This is a genomic window from Sphingopyxis soli, assembly GCF_018682675.1.
Lineage (GTDB): Bacteria > Pseudomonadota > Alphaproteobacteria > Sphingomonadales > Sphingomonadaceae > Sphingopyxis > Sphingopyxis soli.
Map to the genome: position 1 here is coordinate 40,268 of NZ_JAFMTR010000070.1, position 21,684 is coordinate 61,951.

Here is a 21,684-nt window from a genome sequence, read left to right on the forward strand (position 1 = left end):
CGGTGACGGGTCCCCGCCTTCGCGGGGACACACATTCCCCTTTCGTCGGCGACGTTACGCCGCTTCCTTCTTGCGGCTCGCCTTTTTGCGCTCGTGCGGGTCGAGGATCGCCTTGCGGATGCGGATGTTCTTCGGGGTCACCTCGACCATTTCGTCATCGTCGATATAGGCGATCGCCTGTTCCAGCGTCATGCGCTTCGGCGGGGTCAGGCGGATCGCGTCGTCCTTGCCCGTCGAACGGAAGTTCGTGAGCTGCTTCGACTTCATCGGGTTGACTTCCAGATCCTCGGGCTTGGCATTCTCGCCGATGATCATGCCCTCGTACAGCGCCTCGCCGGGCGAGACGAACAGGATGCCGCGCTCTTCGAGCGGGCCGAGCGCATAGGCGACGGCTTCGCCATTGCCGTTCGAGATGAGGACGCCGTTCTTGCGCCCCTCGATCACGCCCTTGTAGGGCCCGTATTTCTCGAACAACCGGTTCATGATCCCGGTGCCGCGCGTGTCGGACAGGAATTCGCCGTGATAGCCGATCAGGCCGCGCGACGGGCCGCTGAAGGTGATGCGCGTCTTGCCGCCGCCCGACGGACGCATGTCGGTGAGGTCGGCCTTGCGGATCTGCATCTTCTCGACGACCGTGCCGCTATGCTCGTCGTCGACGTCGATGACGACGGTTTCATAGGGTTCGGTGCGCGCGCCGCTCTCGTCGGTGCCGTAGAGCACCTTCGGGCGGCTGATGCCGAGTTCGAAGCCCTCGCGGCGCATCGTCTCGATCAGCACGCCGAGCTGGAGCTCGCCGCGGCCCGCGACATCGAAGCTGTCCTTGTCGGCGCTTTCGGTGATGCGGATCGCGACGTTCGTCTCGGCTTCGCGCAGCAGGCGGTCGCGGATCATGCGGCTCGTCACCTTGCTGCCCTCGCGGCCCGCCATCGGGCTGTCGTTGACGGCAAAGCGCATCGACAAGGTCGGCGGATCGATCGGCTGCGCGGCGATCGGCTCGCTGACGCTGGTGTCGGCGATCGTGTTCGCGACGGTCGCATTGGTCAGGCCCGCGATCGCGACGATGTCGCCCGCTTTCGCTTCCTCGACGGGCACGCGGTCGAGGCCGCGAAACGCCAGCAGCTTCGACGCGCGGCCGGCTTCGATCACCTTGCCGTCCATGTCGAGCGCGTGGATCGGCTGGTTCACCTTGACCGTGCCCGACTGGACGCGGCCGGTCAGGATGCGGCCGATGAAATTGTCGCGGTCGAGCAGCGTCGCAAGGAAGGTGAAGGGCGCATCGACGGGCAGGCCCGGTTCGGGGACGTGCCGGACGATCGTTTCGAACAGCGGGGTCAGGTCGCCCTCGCGCGCGTCGGGGCTTTCGGAGGCATAGCCGCCGCGGCCCGAGGCATAGAGGATCGGGAAATCGAGCTGCTCGTCATTGGCTTCGAGCGTCAGGAACAGCTCGAACACCTCGTCGAGCACCTCGGCGGCGCGCGCGTCGCTGCGGTCGATCTTGTTGACGACGACGATCGGCTTCAGGCCGAGCGCGAGCGCCTTGCCGGTCACGAACTTGGTCTGCGGCATCGGGCCTTCGGCGGCGTCGACGAGCAGGATGACGCCGTCGACCATGGAGAGGATACGCTCGACCTCGCCGCCGAAGTCGGCGTGGCCCGGCGTGTCGACGATGTTGATGCGCGTCGCGTCGTCGCCTTCCCCCCACTCGACCGATGTGCACTTCGCCAGAATCGTGATCCCGCGTTCTTTCTCCAAGTCATTGGAATCCATGGCCCTTTCCTCGACACGCTGGTTGTCGCGGAAGGTGCCCGACTGGCGAAAAAGCTGGTCAACGAGGGTGGTTTTGCCATGATCGACGTGGGCAATAATGGCGATATTGCGCAAAGACATGCGGAGAGGGCCTTGATGGGAGGGGGCAGCGCAATGGCGCCGCGAAACGCCGCGCCCCTAACAGAAGCGCTGCTGCATCGCAACAAAATTGCCAACGCGCTGCCTCAAGGCGCAGCGCCTGCGCCGATGGGCGCGCCGCCCCGTTACGCCAGCCGGACCTCGGGTTCGACCCAGCCTTGCGCCTGCGGACCGGCTGCGATCGCCGCCTCGATCCGCGCGATCCCGTCGGTGATCTTTGCCGCATTGGCGCAAATGCCGCCACACGCCTCTTGCAGGGCTTTCAGCGCCGCGAGCTGTTCGGTCGCCTTTTCCGTCTTGCCCAGCGTCGCCTGCGCAATGCCGAGGTCGCGCCGCGCGTCGATCATCTTTTCGTCATAGCGCAGCGCTGTCTCGAACGGCTTGACCGCGCGCGCGTAATCGCCTTGCGCCATCAGGCTGGCGCCGAGCAGATAATTGGCCTGCGGATTCTTCGGCACCGCCGCGACGATCTTGCGAAACGCCTTTGCGGCTGCGGCGTAATCGCCCGTCGCATAGGCGTCGGCACCCGCCTGATAGTCGGCGGTCGGATCATAAGCGGCCGCAATCTGGTCGGGGGTCGAACCTCCCCCGCCGACGTCTCCGTCCGCCGCGACGGCTGGCGGCGCGGCAAACAATGCGCAGGCCGCGAACAGGCCAAACGAAGACCGATAGTGCATGACGACCTCTCCCATGGCCGAGTCAAGCCGCGAGGCTAACACAGCCGGGGTCCGCGGGAAATGGTCAGATCGCCGCGACCAGCCGTTCGATCTCGCGCCCCGCCGAATGCGCCGCACGTGCGAGATTGCCGTGAAAATCGTCCGCGCTGTCGCCGTTGGCTTCGTCGGTCACCGCCTTGATCGCCGCCCACGGCTTGCCAAGCCGCGCCGCCACCTGGGCAACCGCGCCGACCTCCATATCGACCAATGTCGCGCCGAGCGATTTGAGGTCGGCCGCGGCGTCGGGACAAGCGACAAAGCTGTCGCCGCTCGCGATCCGTGCGTGCGGCAGGCCGAGCCCCGGGTCGGGCATCGCCGCGAAATGCGCTTCGCCCGCTTCGCCGATCGGCCACTCGCCCGCGCGGTAACGGCGGAACCGGCCGGGCTCATTCGCGCCATAATCATGCTGCACCGCCTCGGCGAGCCAGTATGCGCCGGGCGCCGCGCCCAGCGACCCGCAAGTGCCGCTCATCAGCAGCAGGTCAGCATCGCCGCCGAGCATCCCGGCGGCCAGCGCGGCATTGACCTTGCCGAGGCCCGAGATGGCGATAGTCAAATCATGGCCGTGCGCGGTCAGGCGGCGCACGGCGAAGGGGCTGTCGTCTTTCACGCCCGCGTCGGCAAACAACGCATCGCCCTCTTCGGGAAGTGCGGCGAGGATCAGGATCTTGGCCATGGCGGTTGTGTAGCGACCGCAAGGCCGGATGGAAGAGGATTCGCGTGGAGATGGCGCCAGCCGACCGGCTTGCGCCTATAAAAGCCCCGCCGCCCGGATCGCCGCCAGCGCATTCTCGAGCCGCTCGTTGCCGTCGCCATCGACCCACGCCCAGCGCAGGTTCCGCCGCTCGAGCTCGCCGATCGCAACGTCCATGAACTGGCGCCGCGCGAGGTCGCTTCCGAACAGGCGCGTACCGTCCTCCTCCCACGGCAGATCCATCGCCGGGACGAGATAGAGGTCGGCGGGCTCGTCCCACAGGTCGATCTCCGGCAATCGCCTGCCGAGCAGCATCACCGCCCAGGCCTGCGTCATCAGCGGGTCGGTGTCCGACACCAGCCATCCGGGATTTTGCGCCAGCGCCGCCCGCGTCGCCGCGACATGGCCGTCGAAGATCGCGAGCAGGTCGATCTCGTCGAACTCGGTGCCGTGCGCCTCGGCATAGGTGCGGCCGTATTCGGGAACGACGAGCGCGCCGAGGCGAAAGGCGAGCCGCGGCGCGAGCGTCGACTTGCCGGTGCTCTCGGCGCCGTGAAGGCAGATATGGCGCGTCATTCGGGGATCGCGCCGGTCAAAGCCGCGCGACGCCACTGGATCAGTCCATCGATCGACAGGCCGAGCAGCACGACATAGACCGCGCTCGTCGCATAGAGGCCGCGCCACGCGAACAGCGGCACCGCGATCAGGTCGACGGCGATCCACAGCCACCAGCTTTCGACCCTGCGGCGCGCGAGCAGCCATTGCGCGGTGATACTCATCATCGCGATGGCGCCGTCGATCCATGGCGCCGCGGCATCGGTGAAGCGGTGCATTGCGCTGCTCCAGGCGATCCACGCGGTGAAAGTGACGCTGCCCCAGATCCAGCGTGCGCGATCGCTCAGCCAGCCGACCGGAATACCGCTGTCCGCGCGCGCCCGCACCCACGCGAAAAGGCCGTAAAGATTGAGGATGAAGAAGAATCCCTGCAGCAGCATGTCGCTGTAAAGCTTCGCCTCGAAAAAGACGAAGGCATAAAGGCTGACGGCGACGAGCGCGAACGGATAGTTCCACACGCTGCGCAGCGCGACGAGCGCGACATTGACGAGGACCAGCCCAGCGGCCAGCCATTCGATCCAGCTCATCCAGGCGCCTCTTCTGTCCGAGGACGCGTCCACAGGCCGTCGCGGCTGATCCGGCGTTGCGGCGGGCGGCGGAGGACCGACCAGCCGGCCCGCGCCACCCAGCCGAGCTTGGCGAGACGCGAGGTCCCCGCGCGGTGGTCCCACGCATGGTCGCCGCGCGCGCGGACCTCGCGCGCGATGTCGCCATAGATGCCCGCCGCGGCGAGCACCGCCCAGCGGCTGCGCGGCGGCAGCTTGCGCGCGCCCCAGCGCGCCGACGCCTCATATTCTCCGGCCATTTCGGCGAGCCATTTCGCCATCACCGCGAGCCGCGGGCGATAGGCGGGGTGCATATGCTGGCCGGGCGGAATGTCGAGCTCGACCATCCAGTCGACGGGCAGGTAGCAGCGATCGGCGGCAGCATCCTCGGCCACGTCGCGCGCGATGTTTGCGAGCTGGAAGGCGATGCCGAGGTCGGAGGCGCGGTCGAGCGTGGTTGTGTCCTTGGGATCGATCCCCATGACCAGCGCCATCGCGACGCCGACGGCGCCCGCGACATGATAGCTGTAGCGCAGCAGGTCGGCCTCGCTGCGCGGACGCCAGTCCTGTGCATCGAGTTCGAACCCGGCGACGATATCGTCGATCACCCCGCGCGGAATATCGATCTGGGTGAGCAGGAAGCCGAGCGCGTCGAACGCAGGCTCGCCGGTCGGCTCGCCGGCGAAGGCTTTGCCGGTCTGCGCGCGGATATGCGCGACGGCCGCGGCGGGATCGTGGCCCGGCCGCATCGTTCCGCCATGATCCTGTCCGTCGGTCAAATCGTCGGCGGCGCGGCACCAGGCGTAGAGCAGCCACACCCTCTCGCGGGTGATGCGGTCGAACAGCTGGCTGGCGAGCGCGAAGCTTTTCGATCCGCGCGCGATGCTGTCGTGCGCGAAACCGTGGAGAGCCTGCGCGTCATAGGCCCCCTCCCCGATCATTACAGATTTTCGGCCTTCATCGCGAAGATCGTCTGGTGCGGAACGTAAGACGCCATCTTGTCGAGCAGCTCGTCGAGTCCGGCGTCGACGATCATGATCCCGGCATGCGCGGGCCGGATGAAGCCGACCTCGACCATCTTGCGGTTGAATGCGATCAGCTCGTTGTAGAAGCCCGCGGCATTGAGCAGGCCGACGGGCTTTGCGTGATAGCCGAGCTGCGCCCAGCTGATCGCTTCCCACAATTCGTCCATCGTCCCGACCCCGCCGGGGATGGTGAGGAAGCCGTCGCTGAGGTCGGTGAACATCTTCTTGCGCTCGTGCATCCCCGACACGACGTGGAGTTCGGTGCAGCCGCGGTGCGCAACCTCGGCACCGACGAGCGCTTCGGGGATGATCCCGATCACTTCGCCGCCGGCTTCGAGCGCGCTGTCGGCGACAGCGCCCATCAGCCCGAGGCGGCCGCCTCCATAGACGACGCCGATCCCGCGCTCGGCCAGCGTGCGGCCGACATGGCGCGCGGTTTCGATATAGATCGGATCTTCCGGGGTCGCGGACCCGCAATAGACGGCAAGGCGTTTCATCGCTTCGTAGCTTTCACAAATTCCGTTTGGGCTGAGCCTGTCGAAGCCCCGCCCTTTCTCCTGCCGCCTTTGAAGGAAGAACGGCCCTTCGACAAGCGCAGGGCGAACGGAGGTTTGTTATTCGAGCATCAGCGCTGCCGTCGCCTTCGCGCTCCCCACCACGCCGGGAATGCCGGCGCCCGGATGCGTACCGGCGCCAACGAAATAGAGATTCGGGAGCTTGTCATCGCGATTGTGGGCGCGGAAATATGCGCTCTGCCACAGCACGGGTTCGAGGCTGAAGGCGCTGCCGAGATGCGCCGACAGGTCGCGGCCGAAATCGGTCGGCGTATAGTGGAAGCGGGTGACGAGATTGGCGCGAAGGCCGGGCGCGACGCGGCGCTCGACCTCGTCGATGATCGCGTCGGCGAAGCGCTCGCCGAACGCCCCGTCCCAGTCGGGCTGCGTCTTGCCGAGATGCGCGACGGGGGCCAGCGCGTAGAAGGTCGAATGGCCCGGCGGCGCCATTCCCGGATCGGTGATGCTGGGGTGGTGGAGGTAGAGCGAGAAATCCTCCGGCACCTTGCCCCCGTAAATGTCGCTCAGCAGCCCCTTGTAGCGCGGGCCGAAGAGGATGCTGTGGTGCGCGATGTCCGGATAATCGCCCTTCGCGCCGAAATGAACGACGAACAGCGACGGCGACCAGCGCTTGCGCGACAGGCTCTTTGCGACCTTGGCCCCACGCGGATGATCGAGCAGGTCCTCGTAGCTGTGCATCAGGTCGCTGTTGCAGGCGATCATGTCGGCGTCGGCGTGCCAACCGCTTTGTGTCGTGACAGAGGTGACGCGGTTCCCTTTTGTGGCGATCGAGGTTACCGGATCGGCAAGGCGCAATTCGCCGCCGAGCCTCTGAAATAGATCGACCATTCCGCCGACCAGCGCATTGGTTCCGCCGCGCGCGAACCAGACGCCGCCATCCTTTTCGATCGTGTGGATGAGCGCATAGATGCTGCTGGTCGTCATCGGATTGCCACCGACGAGCAACGTATGGAACGACAGCGCCTGCCGCAGCCGCTCGTCGCGAACATAGGAGGAAACGATCGAATAGACGCTGCGCCAGGCCTGATATTTCATCAGCGCGGGGGCGGCGCGGATCATCGAGGCGAAATCGAGGAATGCGACCGCGCCGAGCTTCACATAGCCCTGTTCGTACACGCCCTTCGAATAATCGAGGAAGCGGTCGTAACCAGCGATGTCGGCGTGGTTGAGCTTCGCGATCTCGGCGCGGAGCGCGGCCTCGTCGTTCGAATAGTCGAAGTTGGCGCCGTCGGGCCAGTTGAGGCGATAGAAGGGCGTGACGGGGACGAGATCGACGTCGGCCGCCATGTCCTGCCCGCTGAGCGCCCACAATTCCCGCAGGCACGGCGGATCGGTGATCACCGTCGGCCCGGCGTCGAAGGTGAAGCCGTCGCGTTTCCAGTGGTAGGCGCGCCCGCCGGGCTTGTCGCGCGCCTCGACGATAGTCGTCGCGACGCCCGCCGACTGCAGCCTGATCGCAAGCGCCAGCCCGCCGAATCCTGCGCCGATGACAATTGCGGTGCGAGTCATTTCCAGTCCAGTTTCGAAAGCGCCGCAAGCGCGCGGCTTACAGGTACGGGGGGTCTTCCCGAAAGGATGCGCAATTTGTCGGCAGCGTTCGACCGGCCGGCATAGAAGCGCGCGATCAGACCGGGAGCAAGTCCATAGAAACGCTGGAAGATCCGGTAGCGTTCGCCCGGGTCGGCGGCGCGGAACAGCATCGCCCCGAGCATGCGGTAGAAGCGCTGGCGGCGCCATGACGCGGCGGCGCGCTCGCGCAGCCGCGCGCCGAGATCGCCGCGATCGACCAGCGTCGGCAGCGCCGCGGCCGTGCGCACGGCGTCGGGCAGCGAATAGCCCGTCAGCGCATGAAACACCCCGGCGCGCACGCCGATCCGCGCCGTGCGGTCGATCGCGGGCCACAACCGGCCGAAATCGTCGGCGACGACGACGGGCAGCACCCCGGTTTCCTCGCGCGTCACCGCCGTCACATTCCATTGCCGCCGCGCCGCATAGGTGGCGATGCGGCCGCGCAGCGCTGCCAGATCGAGGTCGGGCGTGTCGCTGTAATAGGTGTCCTCGACAAAGATCGTCTCGGCATCGAAGGGCAGCAGATAGACGAAGCGATAGCCGTCGAGCTGCTCGACCGTCGCGTCCATCACCACCGGCCGTTCGATGCCATGCCCGCCCTCGACGCGCAGCGCCTGTCCGACGAATTTCTGCCAGCCGCAGTCGCGCACCGCGGTCTTGCCGATACCGCGGGCGTCGATCACCTGCTTTGCCGACAGTCGGCCGCCGCGCGCCAGCAGCACATGGTCGGGCGCGACATGCTTGGCGCGGTCGGCGATGATCCGGCCGGTCGGCAGCGCGGCCGTCACGGCGTCGGCCAGCGCTTCGCCGGTGATGCTCTTATAGCCCATCGGCACGCGCCGCTGGCGCTCCGGAAAGACGACGTCATAACTGTCCCAATGATATTGCACGAGCGGCGCAACGAGCCAGCGGTCGCGCCTCGCAATGTCGCTGTCGAAAAAGGACCAGATATGATTGCCGCCGATGGCGCCCGGTTCGATCAGCCGCACGTCGAGGGCGGGGCATTTCTCGGCGAGCGCGAGCGCCGCAAGCCCGCCGGCCAGCCCGCCGCCGACGATGGCTATGTCGCAGGAATCGCTGTTGGCCGCTGGCATGGAGGTTGCCTAGCGAAGCGATGGGCGCGGGGGAAGCGACGATATTTCATGCGACGATGACAAAGCCGCTCTCATCCGGCAGAAACAGGCTGTGACCGATACCGTCGCCGCCATCCTGCTCTCCGCCCTCGCCATGACGGCGATCGTCGGCGTGCGCTATCTGATCAGCAGCGGTGGCTTTGCGTTCGCGACGCGGATCAGGCATCCTGGCCTGTATCGCGGGCTGGAGCTGCAGATGAAGCGCGAGATCGGCTGGAGCCTTGCGAGCGCCGCCATCTATGGCGTGCCTGCGGGAATCGTCGCCTGGGGATGGCAGGCGCATGGCTGGACGCGTATCTATACCGACGTCGATGCCTTCCCCCTCTGGTATCTGCCGGTCAGCCTGTTCCTCTATCTGCTGATCCACGACACATGGTTTTACTGGACGCACCGCTGGATGCACCAGCCGCGCTGGTTCCGTATCGCCCATGCCGTGCATCATCAGAGCCGCCCGCCGACCGCATGGGCGGCGATGAGCTTTCACCCGGTCGAGGCGATCACCGGCGCGGTGGTGATCCCGGCGCTCGTCTTCCTCATTCCCGTCCATGTCGCGGTGCTGGGGCTGGTGCTGACTGTCATGACCGTGATGGGCGTCGGCAATCATATGGGATGGGAGATGTTCCCGCGAGCACTCGTTCATGGACCGGCAGGGCGCTGGCTGATAACCGCGACGCATCACGAGGCGCATCACGCGGCCTATCGGGGGAATTATGGGCTGTATTTCCGTTTCTGGGACAAGGCGTGCGGGACGGATATCGGGCTTGGCTCTTTTGCCGCTGCTGCTGACCGCCGCGAGCGCGCCGCCGACGGTTGAGGTCGGCATCACCGGCCTGCGCAACGACAAGGGCCAGATTCTCGTCTGCCTGACCACCAACCCCAAGGCTTTCCCCGATTGCAGCAAGGACAAGGCCTCGGTACGGATGGCCGTCAAGGCGGTCGACGCCGGCAATTTCCTGATCCACGCGCCCGCCGACGGCACCTATGCGCTCGCCGTGGTGCATGATGAAAATGCCAACAACAAGATGGATATGGCGCTGTTCCTGCCGAAGGAAGGCTTCGGCTTTTCGCGCAACCCTTCGATCGGCATGGGACCCCCGAGCTTCAAGTCGGCGAGCTTCGCGGTGACGGGCGACATGCGCCAGTCGATCCGGATGAAATATATGTTGTAGGCGCAGCGTGGCGAGCGATGACGCCTCGCTCGGGATTTTTCCTGTTTCCCGCGAAGGCACGAAGGCGCAAAGACGTGGACGGAAAAAGGGGAACCCTATCGATGCGCAAACCCGCCTTTCTCGGCGCCAGCCTTCTCATTCTGGCCGTTCAGCCCGCCTTCGCCCGGCAAGCTCCTGCCCCCGAAACAATTGCGGAAGCCGAAACCGCTTCTGCCGAGGCCTCCGCAGCGGGCAGCGCGCGACAGGGGCCCGAACGCCGCTTTACCGGCGCTGACCTTTTCGACCTCGCCATCGCGTCCGATCCGCAGATCAGCCCTGACGGCCGCCGCATCGCCTATGTCCGGCGCCAGAACGACATCATGACCGACCGCGCGGTCAACTCGGTCTGGCTGATCGATACGACGACCGGCGAGGAAACGCCGTTGGGCGCCAACGAGGGCGCAACCTTCGCGCCGCGCTGGTCGCCCGACGGCAGACGCCTCGCCTATGTCTCGACCGCGGGCGGCTCGGCGCAACTTTGGGTGCGCTGGATGACCGGCGGCGAGACCGTGCGCCTCACCGGCCTGCCGACCTCGCCCTCCTCGCTCGCCTGGTCCCCCGACGGCCGATCGATCGCCTATACGATGCTGGTCACGGACGATGGGCCGAGCTTCGGCAGCGCGCCGAAGAACAAGCCGGAGGGCGCCAAATGGGCCGAACCGCTCGAGGTCCACGACCTGCTGGCCTTCAAGGCCGACGGCGAGGGATTCGTCGAGCCCGGTTTCGAGAAGATCTTCGTCGTTCCCGCGACCGGCGGTTCGCCGCGCCAGCTGACGTTCGGCCCCTATCACGACACCGGCCCCCTGAGCTGGTCGCGCGACGGCCGCACGCTCTATTTCAGCGCGAACCGCAAGCCCGATTGGGAGCGCGACCCGGTCGAGAGCGAAGTCCATGCGCTCGACGTCGCAAGCGGGTCGGTGACCGCGCTCACCGACCGCAACGGTCCCGATGCGAATCCGCTCGTCTCGCCCGACGGCTCGAAAATCGCCTATCTCGGCTTCGACGACAAGCGGCGCGCTTACGAGAACACCCAGCTCTATGTCATGAGCCGCGACGGATCGGCCAAGCACAGCCTGACCGCAAACTGGGATTACAGCGTCGATGCGATCCAGTGGGCCGCCGACGGCAAATCGGTTTACGCACAATATGACGATCATGGCGAAACCAAGGTCGCGCGCATCGGTCTCGACGGCTCGGCACGCACCGCCGCGACCGGCCTTTCCGGCGGCGGGCTCGACCGGCCCTATACCGGCGGCAGTTTCAGCGTCTCCGACGGCGGCGCGATCGCCTTCACCGGCGGCACCGCGCAACGCCCCGCCGAGGTGCAGCTCGCGCGCGGGGGGAGTGCACGCATCCTGACCGACCTCAACCGAAGCCTGCGCGAGGTGAAATCGCTCGGCGCGGTGCGCAAGATCACCGCCGTCTCAAGCCACGACGGCAAGACGATCGAGGGCTGGCTGACCCTGCCGCCCGGCTATCGCGAGGGACAGCGCGTGCCGCTGATCCTCGAAATCCACGGCGGACCCTTCGCGGCCTATGGCGGTCATTTTTCGACCGACAACCAGCTTTACGCCGCCGCTGGCTATGCCGTCCTCTCGGCCAACCCGCGCGGTTCGACCAGCTACGGCGCGGCCTTCGCGAACGAGATCGACAAGGCCTACCCGGGCAACGATTATTTCGACCTCATCAGCATCGTCGATCGCGCGATCGAACTCGGCATCGCCGACCCGCAAGCACTCTTCGTCACCGGCGGTTCGGGCGGCGGCGTGCTGACCAGCTGGATCGTCGGCAAGACCGACCGTTTCAAGGCGGCGGTCGCGCAAAAGCCGGTGATCAACTGGACGTCGCAGGCGCTTACCGCCGACGGCCCCGGCTTCTTCGGCCCCTATTGGCTGGGCGCCGAGCCGTGGGAAAAGCCCGACCTCTACTGGTCGCTTTCGCCGCTGTCGCTCGTCGGCAATGTGAAGACCCCGACCTTGGTCATCGTCGGCGCCGAGGATTATCGCACCCCGGTCAGCGAGTCAGAGCAATATTATACCGCGCTCCGCCTGCGCGGTGTGCCGACCGCGCTGATCAAGGTGCCCGGCGCCAGCCACGGCGGGATCGCCGCGCGCCCGTCGCAGTCGGCCGCGAAAGCCTCGGCGATCCTCGCCTGGTTCGAGAAGTACAAGAAGGGCTGGTCGCCGCCGGCGGACGACTGACCCGGCCTCGCAAGCCCGCCATCACATAGGCACAGCCCGATCCGGCATCGGATTCCGGAAAAAGACAAGCGCCGCCGACACCGGCGGCGCGAGTATGCAGGCGCAGCTCCGCAGCGCACTGCCGTGCAGGCCGCGCAAAAGGCCAACCAGAATCAGTATTTCCTCTCGGTGATCAGCGCGCTGTTCGTCCCGCGATGCTCCTCACCGGTTACCTTGGGATGAACACCCGCGGGCCGCCCCTCGCGCATACCGAGGCCGGAACCTTCGTAGCGGCGAAGGCCTCTTCGACGGCAACTTGGCCGCTTAATCGCCGCCGCCCCCTGAATTTCTTCTGCAATAATTCAAAGATTTATACGCGACATCCTGTTAAATCGTACGCGATTTAATCGCGTCCTATTGACTATCGGCCGCGACTCGCGTATTTACATCGTATCCGATCTAAACGGATACGATCTTAATCCCGAAAGGAATTCTGAAATGGCTGACAAGATTCTCTTCACCGGCACCACGCACGTCAAAGGCGGCGCCGAAGGCTATGCACGCAGCACCAACGGCTTGCTCGACATCCAGCTTCCCGAACCGCACCCCGCCGCTGAAAATCTCTTCGCCGCCGCCTGGTCGGCGTGCTTTCTCGGCGCACTCGGCCTCGCCGCCCAGCAGAAAAAGGTCGCGCTGCCGGTGACGCCGGAGATCGACACGACGATCGACCTGCTTCACAAGGACGGCGGTTTCGTCCTTCGCGCCCGCCTCGACGTGCAGGTTCCGGGTATCGACCGCGCGGTCGCGCAGGAGTTGATCGAAGCCGCGCACGCGATCTGCCCCTATTCGAAGGCGGTCGCCGGCAACATCGACATCGAACTGACCCTGGCAGAGCCCGCTCTCGCCTGACCCGGTTGCCGGGCGGCGCTGTCCCCTCCCCAGCGCCGCCCGGTTGGCAATCGGGTCTTGCGATCTTATCGTGTCCGACCGAACAGCCTTGGAGAGGACCATCATGACCACCCCTGCGACCGCCAAATCCCCTCCGCTCAGCGACTATCTCTGTTTCGCGGTCTATTCGGCGAACCTTGCCTTCGGGCGCGCCTACCGGCCGGTGCTCGAACCGCTCGGGCTCACCTACACACAGTATGTAGCGCTCGTCGCGCTGTGGGAGCAGGACGATCAGACGGTCGGGAGCCTTGGCGAAAAGCTGTTCCTCGAATCGAACACGCTGACCCCGATCCTCAAGAAGCTCGAGCAGATGGGCTTCGTCGAACGCCGCCGCGATCCCGCCGACGAGCGGCAGGTCCGCATCCGCCTGACAGCGAAGGGCCGCGATCTGCAGGACGAATGTATCGGCGACAAGCTGATCGAGGCAACCGGCCTCGGCGGCGATTTCGCCAAGGTGCAGAAAGCGATCGCGACGCTGCGCGACAATCTGCTGGCGTCGACGGCGCCCTGATCGCACTTGCAGCGGCCATGGCGCCAGAACCGCCGTCCTGTGCCAGCACGGCGGTTCACAAAGGCCGCCGCGCTGGCTAGGCTTGCCCGCCCATCTAAATCGGAAGGCTTTTCATGATCCTGCGCCTCGCCGCCGCCACGGCCCTCGCCCTTGCCGCCCCAACCGCCGCGCAGGAGATCAGCGCCGCAAACCTGACCGAAACCGTCCGCACCCTCGCCTCCGACCAGTTTCAGGGCCGCGCGCCCGGCACGATCGGCGAGGAGCGCACGATCGGCTATCTGATCGGTCGGCTGCAGGCGCTCGGGCTTGAACCCGCAGGGACCAACGGCAGCTGGACGCAGCCTGTCGCCCTTCTTCACACCGCGCTCGGCGAGCCGTCGAAACTAGCCTTCGCGCGCGGGAACACGACAACCCCGCTCGTGCAGGGCACCGACATCTATGTCTCGACACTGCAGCCAGCCGACGTTGCGGCCGTCGCGAATGCGCCGATGGTCTTCGTCGGCTATGGGGTCACCGCGCCCGAACGCGGCTGGGACGATTTCAAGGGCGCCGACCTCAAGGGCAAGGTCGCGGTCTTCCTGATCAATGATCCCGATTTCGTCGCCACCAAGGGCGAGGACAGCGTCGGCAAGTTCGGGGGCCGGACGATGACCTATTACGGCCGCTGGACCTACAAATTCGAGGAAGCGGCGCGGCGCGGCGCGATCGCCGCCCTGATTATCCACGACAGCGACGGCGTCGGCTATGGCTGGAACGTCGTCAAAAGCGGCGGCGGCGAAAACTATGGCCTCGTCGTCCCGCCCGAACAGCGAACGAGCCTCGCCTTGCAAGGCTGGATTTCGGGCGAGACTGCAACAAAGCTCTTTGCCGACGCCGGACAGGATCTCGCGAAGCTCCGCATCGCGGCGCGGCGCAAGAATTTCAGGCCCGTCGATCTTGGCACCCGCTTCGATGCCGAGGTGCCGGTGAAGCATGAAGTCGTCCAGAGCCAGAACGTCCTCGCGAAAATCCCCGGCACGAAACGGCCGAACGAAGTCGTGATGTATGGCGCGCACTGGGATGCCTATGGCGAGGGGAGGCCCGACGAGCAGGGCCGCATCTATCGCGCGGGAGCGAACGACGACGCGCTCGGCGTTGCGGGGCTGTTCGAGATCGCGCGCAATTTCAAGGCCGCCCCGCCACCCGACCGCACCATCCTCTTCGCCTTCTGGACCGCCGAGGAGCGCGGCCTGCTGGGTTCGGAAGCCTATGCGCAAAGCCCGCTCTATCCGCCCGAGACGACGGTCGCCAATCTGGGGCTCGACATCCTTCAGACCGCGGGCCGCGCGAAGGACGTCGTCCTCGTCGGTAAGGGCCAGAGCACGCTGGAGGACGATCTTGCCCGCGTCGCCGCGAAACAGGGCCGCACCGTCAGCGTTGAAAGCCTCCCTGAACGCGGCCTCTTCTACCGCGCCGACCATTTCAGCATGGCGAAACGCGGCGTCCCCGTCCTGTTGATGATGGGCATCGCGGGCGCCTCCGACCTGGTAAGCGGCGGGAAGGACGCGGGCCAGAAATGGGTCGATGACTATACCGGCAAATGCTATCACCAAGCCTGCGACGCATGGGACGCCAGCTGGAACCTCGACGGCGCGATCGAGGATATTTCGGTTTTCTACCGGATCGGCGACGAGCTGGCGCGTTCGGGCAAATGGCCCGGCTGGAAAGCGGGTAGCGAATTCAAGGCGGTGCGCGACGCGAGCGCGGCAGCACGAAACTGAAGGACGCCGCGCGTTTTCGGTCAGAAAAGCCCCGGCAACTCGCGCTGCGCCGCGCGCGGGGCTTGCGCGATCAGCATTTCGGGCTCGGCCGCCAGTGTTCTCCCGCCGCGCGCGAGCGCGCCCGCCGATGCCTCGGCGATACGCGTGGTGCAGGCGTTGCCCGCGAGAAAGTCGATCGCGGCGCGCAGCGACGCCTCGCGCGGATCACCGAGCGGGAAGGACGGATCGTCCGCCGCCGCGCAGCTGTTCGATATCTTGGGCGCGAGCCCGCCATAATAATCGCTTTGCCCGGTCGCATTGCCGGTCGCGAAGGCGATGACGCGGATGCGATCGTCGCATTCGGCCTTGTCGAGCGCGATCTGGCCGACCGGCTTGCCATAGGTGTTGCTGCCGACGAGCGTCATATCGGCGCCGAGATAAGGCAACATCCCGTTGATCACGAGTTCCGAGGCCGAGGCGGTCGAGCCGGTGCCGATAAAGGCGATACGCGTCGGCGCGATCGATTGCGGTCTGGCTTCGAAGAAATGCCGGTCGTTCTCGGCCGATTTCGACGGACGGAAAAGCGTCTGCGAAAACAGCTCCGACGCGGTGCGATTCCGCCCCAGAAGGTCGCCCATCAGTTCCGCCGTGCTGACCAGCCCGCCGCCATTATAGCGGAAATCGATCACCACATCGGTGATCCCCTGGTTGCGGAAGTTCAGGAACGCGGTTTCGAGCTGGGGGTCGGCCGAGCGGATGAAAGTGCGCAGGTTGATATAGCCGTAGTTGCGGCCGTTTTCGCTGATCACCTTGGCGCCATAGCGATCGGACACCGGGTCGATGTCATAGTCGGCCTTGGTGACCGACACCTCGCGCGTGCCCCCACCCGCGTCGACGATCCGCAGCACGCGGGTGACGCCGGGATCGCTCGGCCCCAGCGCGTTGGTGATGCCCGCCGTGCCTTCGCTCGCGACGATCGCGGCGATTGTCCGGATATTCGACGTCGCCGTTCCGATCCCGACGATCTGCGTGCCGCGGTCGAGGCCGGCGGCGAAGGCGGGCGCGCCCTCATAGGCTTCGAGGATCGTGACGCGCTGGAGCGACGCATCGTAGCTCAGCCGCACTCCGAAACCCGCGCTCGACCCGCTGTTGTAGAAGGCATTCTCTTCTGCGATCGAGGTGATGTAGGTGAAATAGCGATCCTTGCCGAGCGCGCGCGCCGGCGCGACGAGCGCATCGATATAGGATTGGACGTCGGAATAGACCGCCGGATTCGCGCTGGTCGCGATATCGCCGGGGAACAGATACCATTCGTCGATCACCGCTTTGGCGAACGCCTGCCGCGCGGGCAGGCCGCAACTTGCGGTGGGCGCTGGAGTCGGGCTCGGCGTCGGCGTCACAGTGACCGGGCCGCTGCTTCCGCTGCCGCCCCCACCCCCGCCGCACGACGCGAGCATGAGCGCCGCGAGCGTCACGCCCGCGACCGACCGCCTTGACCCGTTCATTCGCATATCTCCCCGGTACGACCCAATATTATCTGTTGTGACCTCTATCGCCGATGAACCTCAACCGTCCTCGCCGGCATCCGTGCTGCGTCCCTTGAAACCCTGCGCGATGACATAGAGTTCGGGCGACCCCTTGCGGCTCGCGGGGGGCTTCGCGTGCTTCACCGTCGCGAAGTTGCGCTTGAGGACGGTCAGCAGCTCGCGGTCCGCGCCGCCCGCAAACACCTTGGCAACGAACGCGCCGCCCGGCTGGAGATTCCGGACCGCGAAGTCAGCGGCGGTCTCGGCGAGCGCGATGGTCCGCAAATGGTCGGTCTGCGGATGGCCGACGGTGTTCGCCGCCATGTCCGAAATGACCAGGTCGGGCGAGCTGCCCAGCGCCTCGATCAGCGCGTCCGGCGCCGCGTCGTCCATGAAATCCATCTCGAGGATTTCGACGCCTTCGATCGGCTCGCAGGGAAGCAGGTCGATCCCCGCGACACGGGCGCGGGGGTTCGCCTTGCGAACGACCTGCGACCAGCCGCCCGGCGTGATGCCCAGGTCGACGACCGCGCGCGATTTCTTGAGGAGGCCGAATTTCTCGTCGAGCTCGATCAGCTTGTACGCGGCGCGCGACCGATAGCCTTCGGCCTGCGCGCGCCGGACATAGGGATCGTTGAGTTGGCGTTGCAGCCAGCGCGTCGACGACGCGGTGCGCCGCCGCGCGGTCTTGACCCGTTCGTGCAGGCCGCCTCGGCCGCCCGAGCGGCCGCCTCCCCCCGTGCCCTTGCTCATTTGCGATGCTCGCGCCGGGTCACGGGCACGTCGCGGCCCTGCATCGCCAGCGTGCGCAGGATGCCCTCGCGGATGCCGCGATCGGCGACCCCGACACGCGCCGCGGGCCACAGATCGATGATGCTTTCGAGGATCGCGCAGCCCGCAACGACCAGATCGGCGCGCTCGCGTCCGATGCACGCGATGTCGGCCCGGGCGTCGAGGCTTGCTTCAGCGAGGCGGCGGCTGATGTCACGCATCGCATCGGCGGGGACCGCCAGCCCGTCGACCGCACGGCGGTCGTAGCGCGGCAGGTTGAGGAACACGCTGGCCAGCGTCGTCACCGTGCCGCTGGTGCCGAGCAGACGGAGCGGCTGGCCGGCGAAGCGCGTCGCGCGGTCGGCGAAGGCGGCGAAGGCGCTCTGCGTGACCTCGCGCATCCGCGCATAGCTCGCCTGCCGCGCGGGCAGGCTGTCTTCGCCCGGCGCGGCATGTTCGGTCAGCGAGACGACTCCCCACGGCACGCTGATCCAGTCGCGGATTTTCACGTCATGGTCGGAAACGTCGACGTGCATCAGCTCGGTCGAGCCGCCGCCGATGTCGAAGATCAGCGCGGGTCCGTCGCCCGGCTCCATGAGATTGTGGCACCCGAGCACGGCGAGTCGCGCTTCCTCGGCGGCGGAAATGATGTCGAGCGCAATCCCCGTCTCGCGCTTGACGCGGGCAGCGAGTTCGGCGCCGTTCGAGGCGCGGCGGCATGCTTCGGTCGCGACCGCGCGCGACAGGGTGACATGGCGGCGGCGCAGCTTGTCGGCGCAGATCGCGAGCGCGGCGACGGTGCGGTCCATCGCGGCGTCGCTGATCCGGCCGGTCGCATGCAATCCTTCACCCAGGCGCACGATCCGCGAGAAAGCGTCGATGACGACGAGTTCGCCGTCCTGCGGGCGCGCGATCAGCAGCCGGCAATTGTTGGTCCCGAGGTCGATGGCGGCATAGCTACGGGGCCGGACAACCGGCACCGGACGGGACGGAGAATCCCCCTTTTGAATTCGCTTCGCCGGCGGGCCGGGCCGCGGCGATCGCCCTGATGGCGCTGCCATTTGCCGCATGGCTATGTTGACCTGTCTCAATCACGCGTCCGCGCGAAGCCGCGAACGTGCACTTGACGTCAAACTAGGCGGCGGCGGCCCGGTTGGCAACCCCGCCGTCCCGGCAGCAAAAGCCCCGCCCGGCGGAGGCCGGACGGGGCAAAGGGAGGGAAGAGACTTTATTGGGGTTCGGGTCTGCTTAGCGGCAGCCGTCATTACCCTTGTCGATCGCACGGCCGGCGATCGCGCCGACGGCGCCGCCGATGATCGTGCCGACGGTCTTGTCGCCGCGGCCTGCGATTTCGTGGCCGGCGAGGCCGCCCGCGATCGCACCGATCACGGTTCCGCCGGTGCCATTGTCGCACTGGCGATAGTTGCGGCGGCTGCCCTGATAATAGCGGCGGTCGTTACGATAATCGCGACGGTCATAGCGGTCGCCACGGCGGTCGTAGCGATCATAGCGACGATGGTCGCGATCATAGCTCGCCGAATAGGCGTCGTAGCCGCCGTTGTAATAGCCCGGCTGCGCTGCCGCCGGTGCCGCCATGCCCAGCGTCGCGGTCGACATCAGGGCGGCGAGGGAGAGGGTCACCATCTTTTTCATCTTCATTCTCCTTCATCTTGTGTCAGCCCTGTCGGGCGGTGGGTGGGTCGATGACGCTGTTCTGCCCGATTCGCTTTGAGCGAAGCCTGAACGCCGCTGTTGGCTAAGGTTCAGCTTTCCTTGCCTTCCGCTTGCGCCTTCCCGTCTTTGGGCTCTATCGCCCCGCCCATGCGCCGCCTTTTGATCGCCGCCCTGATATTCGTCGCCATCGGCCCGGCGCCCGGCACACGGCAGGTGCGGCCCGTCGTCGACACCGCGTCGCAAGACATTGCGGTCCATGCGCTCGACTATCCGGCGAGGCGCGCCGGGGCGCTGCGCTTCGTTCGCGGCTGGCGGCTCGGCAGCTCCAACGCGATGTTCGGCGGCTTTTCATCGCTTGCGGCGACGGGGCCGGACCGGTTCCAGCTCGTCGCCGACAATGGCTATTGGGCGCGCTTCGCGGTGCTGCCCGGCAACCGCGTCGCGGACGCGCGGATCGGCAAGATCCCGGTGCCCGGCGGCACTGCCGGGAAGAAGTCGAAAAGCGACGTCGAGGCACTGCTGTTCGATCCGGCAACGGGCCAAAGCCGGATCGCGCTCGAGCAGGTGAACGAGGTCTGGCGCCTCGATCCGACGCTCGGGCGGGTCGAATCGCGCGCGGCGCTTCCGCAGCCGCACTGGCCCAAGAATAGCGGGCCGGAGGCGATGGCACGCCTGCCCGACGGGCGGATCGTCATCTTCTCCGAAAATGCCGACGACGACCCGCGCGGGCGCGAGGCGCTGCTGTTCGAGGGCGATCCCGCGGTTCCGGGAACGCGCGCGCGGCGCTTCTATTATGATGCGGAAGGCAAGGGTGCGGTCAGCGATGCGACGACGCTTCCCGACGGGCGCATCCTGCTCGTGCACCGGCGGCTGGGTTTCGATCCGGTGTTCACGACGACCGTCGCGATCGTCGATCCCGCCGCGATCCGCCCCGGCGCCGTCGTGCGATCACGGACGATCGGGCGCGTGCCGGGGGCGCTCGCGGACAATTACGAAGGCGCGGCGGTAACGACCGATGGCGCCCGGCTCTTTCTCTGGCTCGTCTCGGACGACAATTTCAATCGCTGGCAGCGAAGCCTGCTCGTCCAGTTCGAACTCGTCGGCCTGCCGGTTCGCGCACCGGACAGCAAAAAGGCCGCGCGGTAAACCGGCGGCCTCCTGCAATTCGAAAAGCCTCGACGTTTAAGCGGCCTTTTCGGCCAGCTTCTTCGCGACTTCCTTCTTCAGCTTGCGGGCGTTCGCCGAAAGCTGCTCGTCCCCGGCCTTCAGCAGCCAGTTGTCGAGGCCGCCATTATGCTCGACCGAGCGCAGGCCGTGGGTCGACACGCGCAGCTTCACGCCCTTGCCGAGCGCGTCCGACAGCAGCGTCACATTCTGCAGGTTGGGCAGGAAGGTGCGCTTGGTCTTGTTGTTGGCGTGGCTGACATTGTGGCCAATCTGGCGGCCCTTGCCGGTCAGTTCGCAAATGCGCGACATCGTCTTCTTCCTCGAATCAATGGGCGGCGTCCGGGGTGGGCCAGAAGGCACCGAAAGGACCGGATGGGCCGGGAAAGGCGCGCGCTTATCGGCTTGCCGGAGATTCGTCAAGCGATTAGCGGGGACAAATGGCTCGATTTCCCCTTCCCGAACCGATGCGCCGCGCGCTCGACTTGGCGCGGATAGCCGCCGACTGGGGCGAAGTGCCCGTCGGCGCGGTGATCGTCAAGGATGGCAACATCATCGCCGAAGGCCATAACCGCCCCCGCGAATCGCACGATCCGACCGCGCACGCCGAAATCGTGGCGATTCGCGCCGCGGCGGCCAAGCTGGGCAACGAACGCCTCGACGGCTGCGACCTCTTTGTCACGCTCGAGCCCTGCGCGATGTGCGCCGGAGCCATCGCGCACGCCCGAATCGCGCGCCTCTATTATGGCGCCGACGATCCGAAGGGCGGGGCGGTCGTCCACGGCCCGCGCACCTTCGCCCAGCCGACCGTGCATCACCGCCCCGAAATCTATGACGGCATCGGCGCGGGCGAAGCGGCAACGCTGCTGAAGGACTTTTTCGCCGCACGGCGGTGAGTCCGGCGCTGTCTGCCGCGGCCGGGAAGCCGCCATGCTTTCGCTGGTGATCGCGAGCTGGATTTTTCAAAGTTCAGGAAAGTTCAGCCTTATGCGCCGCCGGTTTGGGACCGGGAGGATTGGCGAACGCCCCTTGCTCGCCTCGCCGCGGCGCAACCGCTGTCAGCTGCCAGACGGACGCTGACACAGCCGGATAATGTAGGAAAGGCCCATTTGAAGGCGTGTCGGCTTTGGGGTGGATTCCAGCCTTTCAATTCTCGTCATGCTGAACTCGTTTCAGCATCCATGGG

General features: G+C 66.5%; 22 protein-coding genes. 8 read left to right on the plus strand and 14 right to left on the minus strand.

The window, feature by feature from the left end:
* Positions 1-54: 54 nt before the first annotated feature.
* The 9 genes from typA to crtY all read right to left on the minus strand — a co-directional run bounded on the left by typA (position 55) and on the right by crtY (position 8,738).
* On the minus strand, positions 55-1,887 hold the full coding sequence (typA, locus tag J1N50_RS11675; RefSeq protein WP_215353625.1) for a translational GTPase TypA: 1,833 nt from the start codon (positions 1,885-1,887) through the stop codon (positions 55-57).
* Positions 1,888-2,030: 143 nt separating this feature from the next.
* Positions 2,031-2,582, minus strand: coding sequence for a tetratricopeptide repeat protein (locus tag J1N50_RS11680; protein WP_215353626.1), 552 nt, complete (start codon positions 2,580-2,582; stop codon positions 2,031-2,033).
* A 64-nt stretch (positions 2,583-2,646) separates the two neighbouring features.
* Entirely contained in the window at positions 2,647-3,297 is a 651-nt protein-coding gene (locus tag J1N50_RS11685; protein ID WP_215353627.1) for a 5'-methylthioadenosine/S-adenosylhomocysteine nucleosidase family protein, read from the minus strand.
* Positions 3,298-3,372: 75 nt separating this feature from the next.
* Positions 3,373-3,891: an AAA family ATPase gene (locus J1N50_RS11690; RefSeq protein WP_215353628.1), complete on the minus strand. Its 519-nt coding sequence runs from the start codon at positions 3,889-3,891 to the stop codon at positions 3,373-3,375.
* A complete protein-coding gene (gene pnuC / locus J1N50_RS11695) occupies positions 3,888-4,457 on the minus strand; it encodes a nicotinamide riboside transporter PnuC (protein ID WP_215353629.1) in 570 nt (189 codons plus the stop codon). Before pnuC ends, J1N50_RS11690 begins: the two co-directional genes overlap by 4 nt.
* Positions 4,454-5,416 (minus strand): phytoene/squalene synthase family protein, encoded by a 963-nt coding sequence (locus tag J1N50_RS11700; protein ID WP_215353630.1) that lies wholly within the window; start codon positions 5,414-5,416, stop codon positions 4,454-4,456. Before J1N50_RS11700 ends, pnuC begins: the two co-directional genes overlap by 4 nt.
* On the minus strand, positions 5,416-5,997 hold the full coding sequence (locus tag J1N50_RS11705) for an LOG family protein (protein ID WP_215353631.1): 582 nt from the start codon (positions 5,995-5,997) through the stop codon (positions 5,416-5,418). The genes J1N50_RS11700 and J1N50_RS11705 overlap by 1 nt, the downstream gene beginning before the upstream one ends.
* A gap of 117 nt (positions 5,998-6,114) precedes the next feature.
* Positions 6,115-7,584 carry a phytoene desaturase gene (locus J1N50_RS11710; protein WP_215353632.1) on the minus strand — a complete coding sequence of 490 codons (1,470 nt, stop codon included), beginning with the start codon at positions 7,582-7,584 and terminating at the stop codon, positions 6,115-6,117.
* Complete coding sequence (crtY, locus tag J1N50_RS11715) at positions 7,581-8,738, minus strand: lycopene beta-cyclase CrtY (RefSeq protein WP_215353633.1); 1,158 nt, start codon at positions 8,736-8,738, stop codon at positions 7,581-7,583. Before crtY ends, J1N50_RS11710 begins: the two co-directional genes overlap by 4 nt.
* Before the next feature lie 133 nt (positions 8,739-8,871).
* Between crtY and J1N50_RS11720 the strand changes: the two genes are divergently transcribed.
* From J1N50_RS11720 to J1N50_RS11745, 6 genes are all read left to right on the plus strand, one after another.
* A complete protein-coding gene (locus J1N50_RS11720; protein ID WP_215353650.1) occupies positions 8,872-9,591 on the plus strand; it encodes a sterol desaturase family protein in 720 nt (239 codons plus the stop codon).
* A complete protein-coding gene (locus J1N50_RS11725) occupies positions 9,539-9,946 on the plus strand; it encodes a DUF2141 domain-containing protein (protein ID WP_246553410.1) in 408 nt (135 codons plus the stop codon). The genes J1N50_RS11720 and J1N50_RS11725 overlap by 53 nt, the downstream gene beginning before the upstream one ends.
* Positions 9,947-10,047: 101 nt before the next feature.
* On the plus strand, positions 10,048-12,186 hold the full coding sequence (locus J1N50_RS11730; protein WP_215353635.1) for a S9 family peptidase: 2,139 nt from the start codon (positions 10,048-10,050) through the stop codon (positions 12,184-12,186).
* A 477-nt stretch (positions 12,187-12,663) separates the two neighbouring features.
* Positions 12,664-13,074: an Ohr family peroxiredoxin gene (locus J1N50_RS11735; protein ID WP_215353636.1), complete on the plus strand. Its 411-nt coding sequence runs from the start codon at positions 12,664-12,666 to the stop codon at positions 13,072-13,074.
* 103 nt (positions 13,075-13,177) lie between these two features.
* On the plus strand, positions 13,178-13,624 hold the full coding sequence (locus J1N50_RS11740; RefSeq protein WP_215353637.1) for a MarR family winged helix-turn-helix transcriptional regulator: 447 nt from the start codon (positions 13,178-13,180) through the stop codon (positions 13,622-13,624).
* Positions 13,625-13,737: 113 nt separating this feature from the next.
* A complete protein-coding gene (locus tag J1N50_RS11745) occupies positions 13,738-15,384 on the plus strand; it encodes a M20/M25/M40 family metallo-hydrolase (RefSeq protein WP_215353638.1) in 1,647 nt (548 codons plus the stop codon).
* A gap of 20 nt (positions 15,385-15,404) precedes the next feature.
* On the opposite strand, the gene J1N50_RS11750 is transcribed toward J1N50_RS11745, so the two are convergent.
* From J1N50_RS11750 to J1N50_RS11765, 4 genes are all read right to left on the minus strand, one after another.
* Positions 15,405-16,868, minus strand: coding sequence for a S41 family peptidase (locus J1N50_RS11750; protein ID WP_215353639.1), 1,464 nt, complete (start codon positions 16,866-16,868; stop codon positions 15,405-15,407).
* A 60-nt stretch (positions 16,869-16,928) separates the two neighbouring features.
* Positions 16,929-17,642, minus strand: coding sequence for an RlmE family RNA methyltransferase (locus J1N50_RS11755; protein WP_215353640.1), 714 nt, complete (start codon positions 17,640-17,642; stop codon positions 16,929-16,931).
* Positions 17,639-18,730, minus strand: coding sequence for a Ppx/GppA phosphatase family protein (locus J1N50_RS11760; protein WP_215353641.1), 1,092 nt, complete (start codon positions 18,728-18,730; stop codon positions 17,639-17,641). Before J1N50_RS11760 ends, J1N50_RS11755 begins: the two co-directional genes overlap by 4 nt.
* Positions 18,731-18,908: 178 nt before the next feature.
* On the minus strand, positions 18,909-19,313 hold the full coding sequence (locus tag J1N50_RS11765; RefSeq protein WP_197410161.1) for a glycine zipper 2TM domain-containing protein: 405 nt from the start codon (positions 19,311-19,313) through the stop codon (positions 18,909-18,911).
* Positions 19,314-19,481: 168 nt separating this feature from the next.
* Here J1N50_RS11765 and J1N50_RS11770 point away from each other — a divergent pair, with 168 nt between their 5' ends.
* Positions 19,482-20,480 carry an esterase-like activity of phytase family protein gene (locus tag J1N50_RS11770; RefSeq protein ID WP_215353642.1) on the plus strand — a complete coding sequence of 333 codons (999 nt, stop codon included), beginning with the start codon at positions 19,482-19,484 and terminating at the stop codon, positions 20,478-20,480.
* Positions 20,481-20,516: 36 nt separating this feature from the next.
* Here J1N50_RS11770 and rpmB read toward each other — a convergent pair whose 3' ends face one another.
* Positions 20,517-20,810 (minus strand): 50S ribosomal protein L28, encoded by a 294-nt coding sequence (gene rpmB, locus J1N50_RS11775; protein ID WP_058455227.1) that lies wholly within the window; start codon positions 20,808-20,810, stop codon positions 20,517-20,519.
* Between the two features lie 128 nt (positions 20,811-20,938).
* Between rpmB and tadA the strand changes: the two genes are divergently transcribed.
* Entirely contained in the window at positions 20,939-21,394 is a 456-nt protein-coding gene (gene tadA, locus J1N50_RS11780) for a tRNA adenosine(34) deaminase TadA (RefSeq protein WP_215353643.1), read from the plus strand.
* Positions 21,395-21,684: the final 290 nt, after the last annotated feature.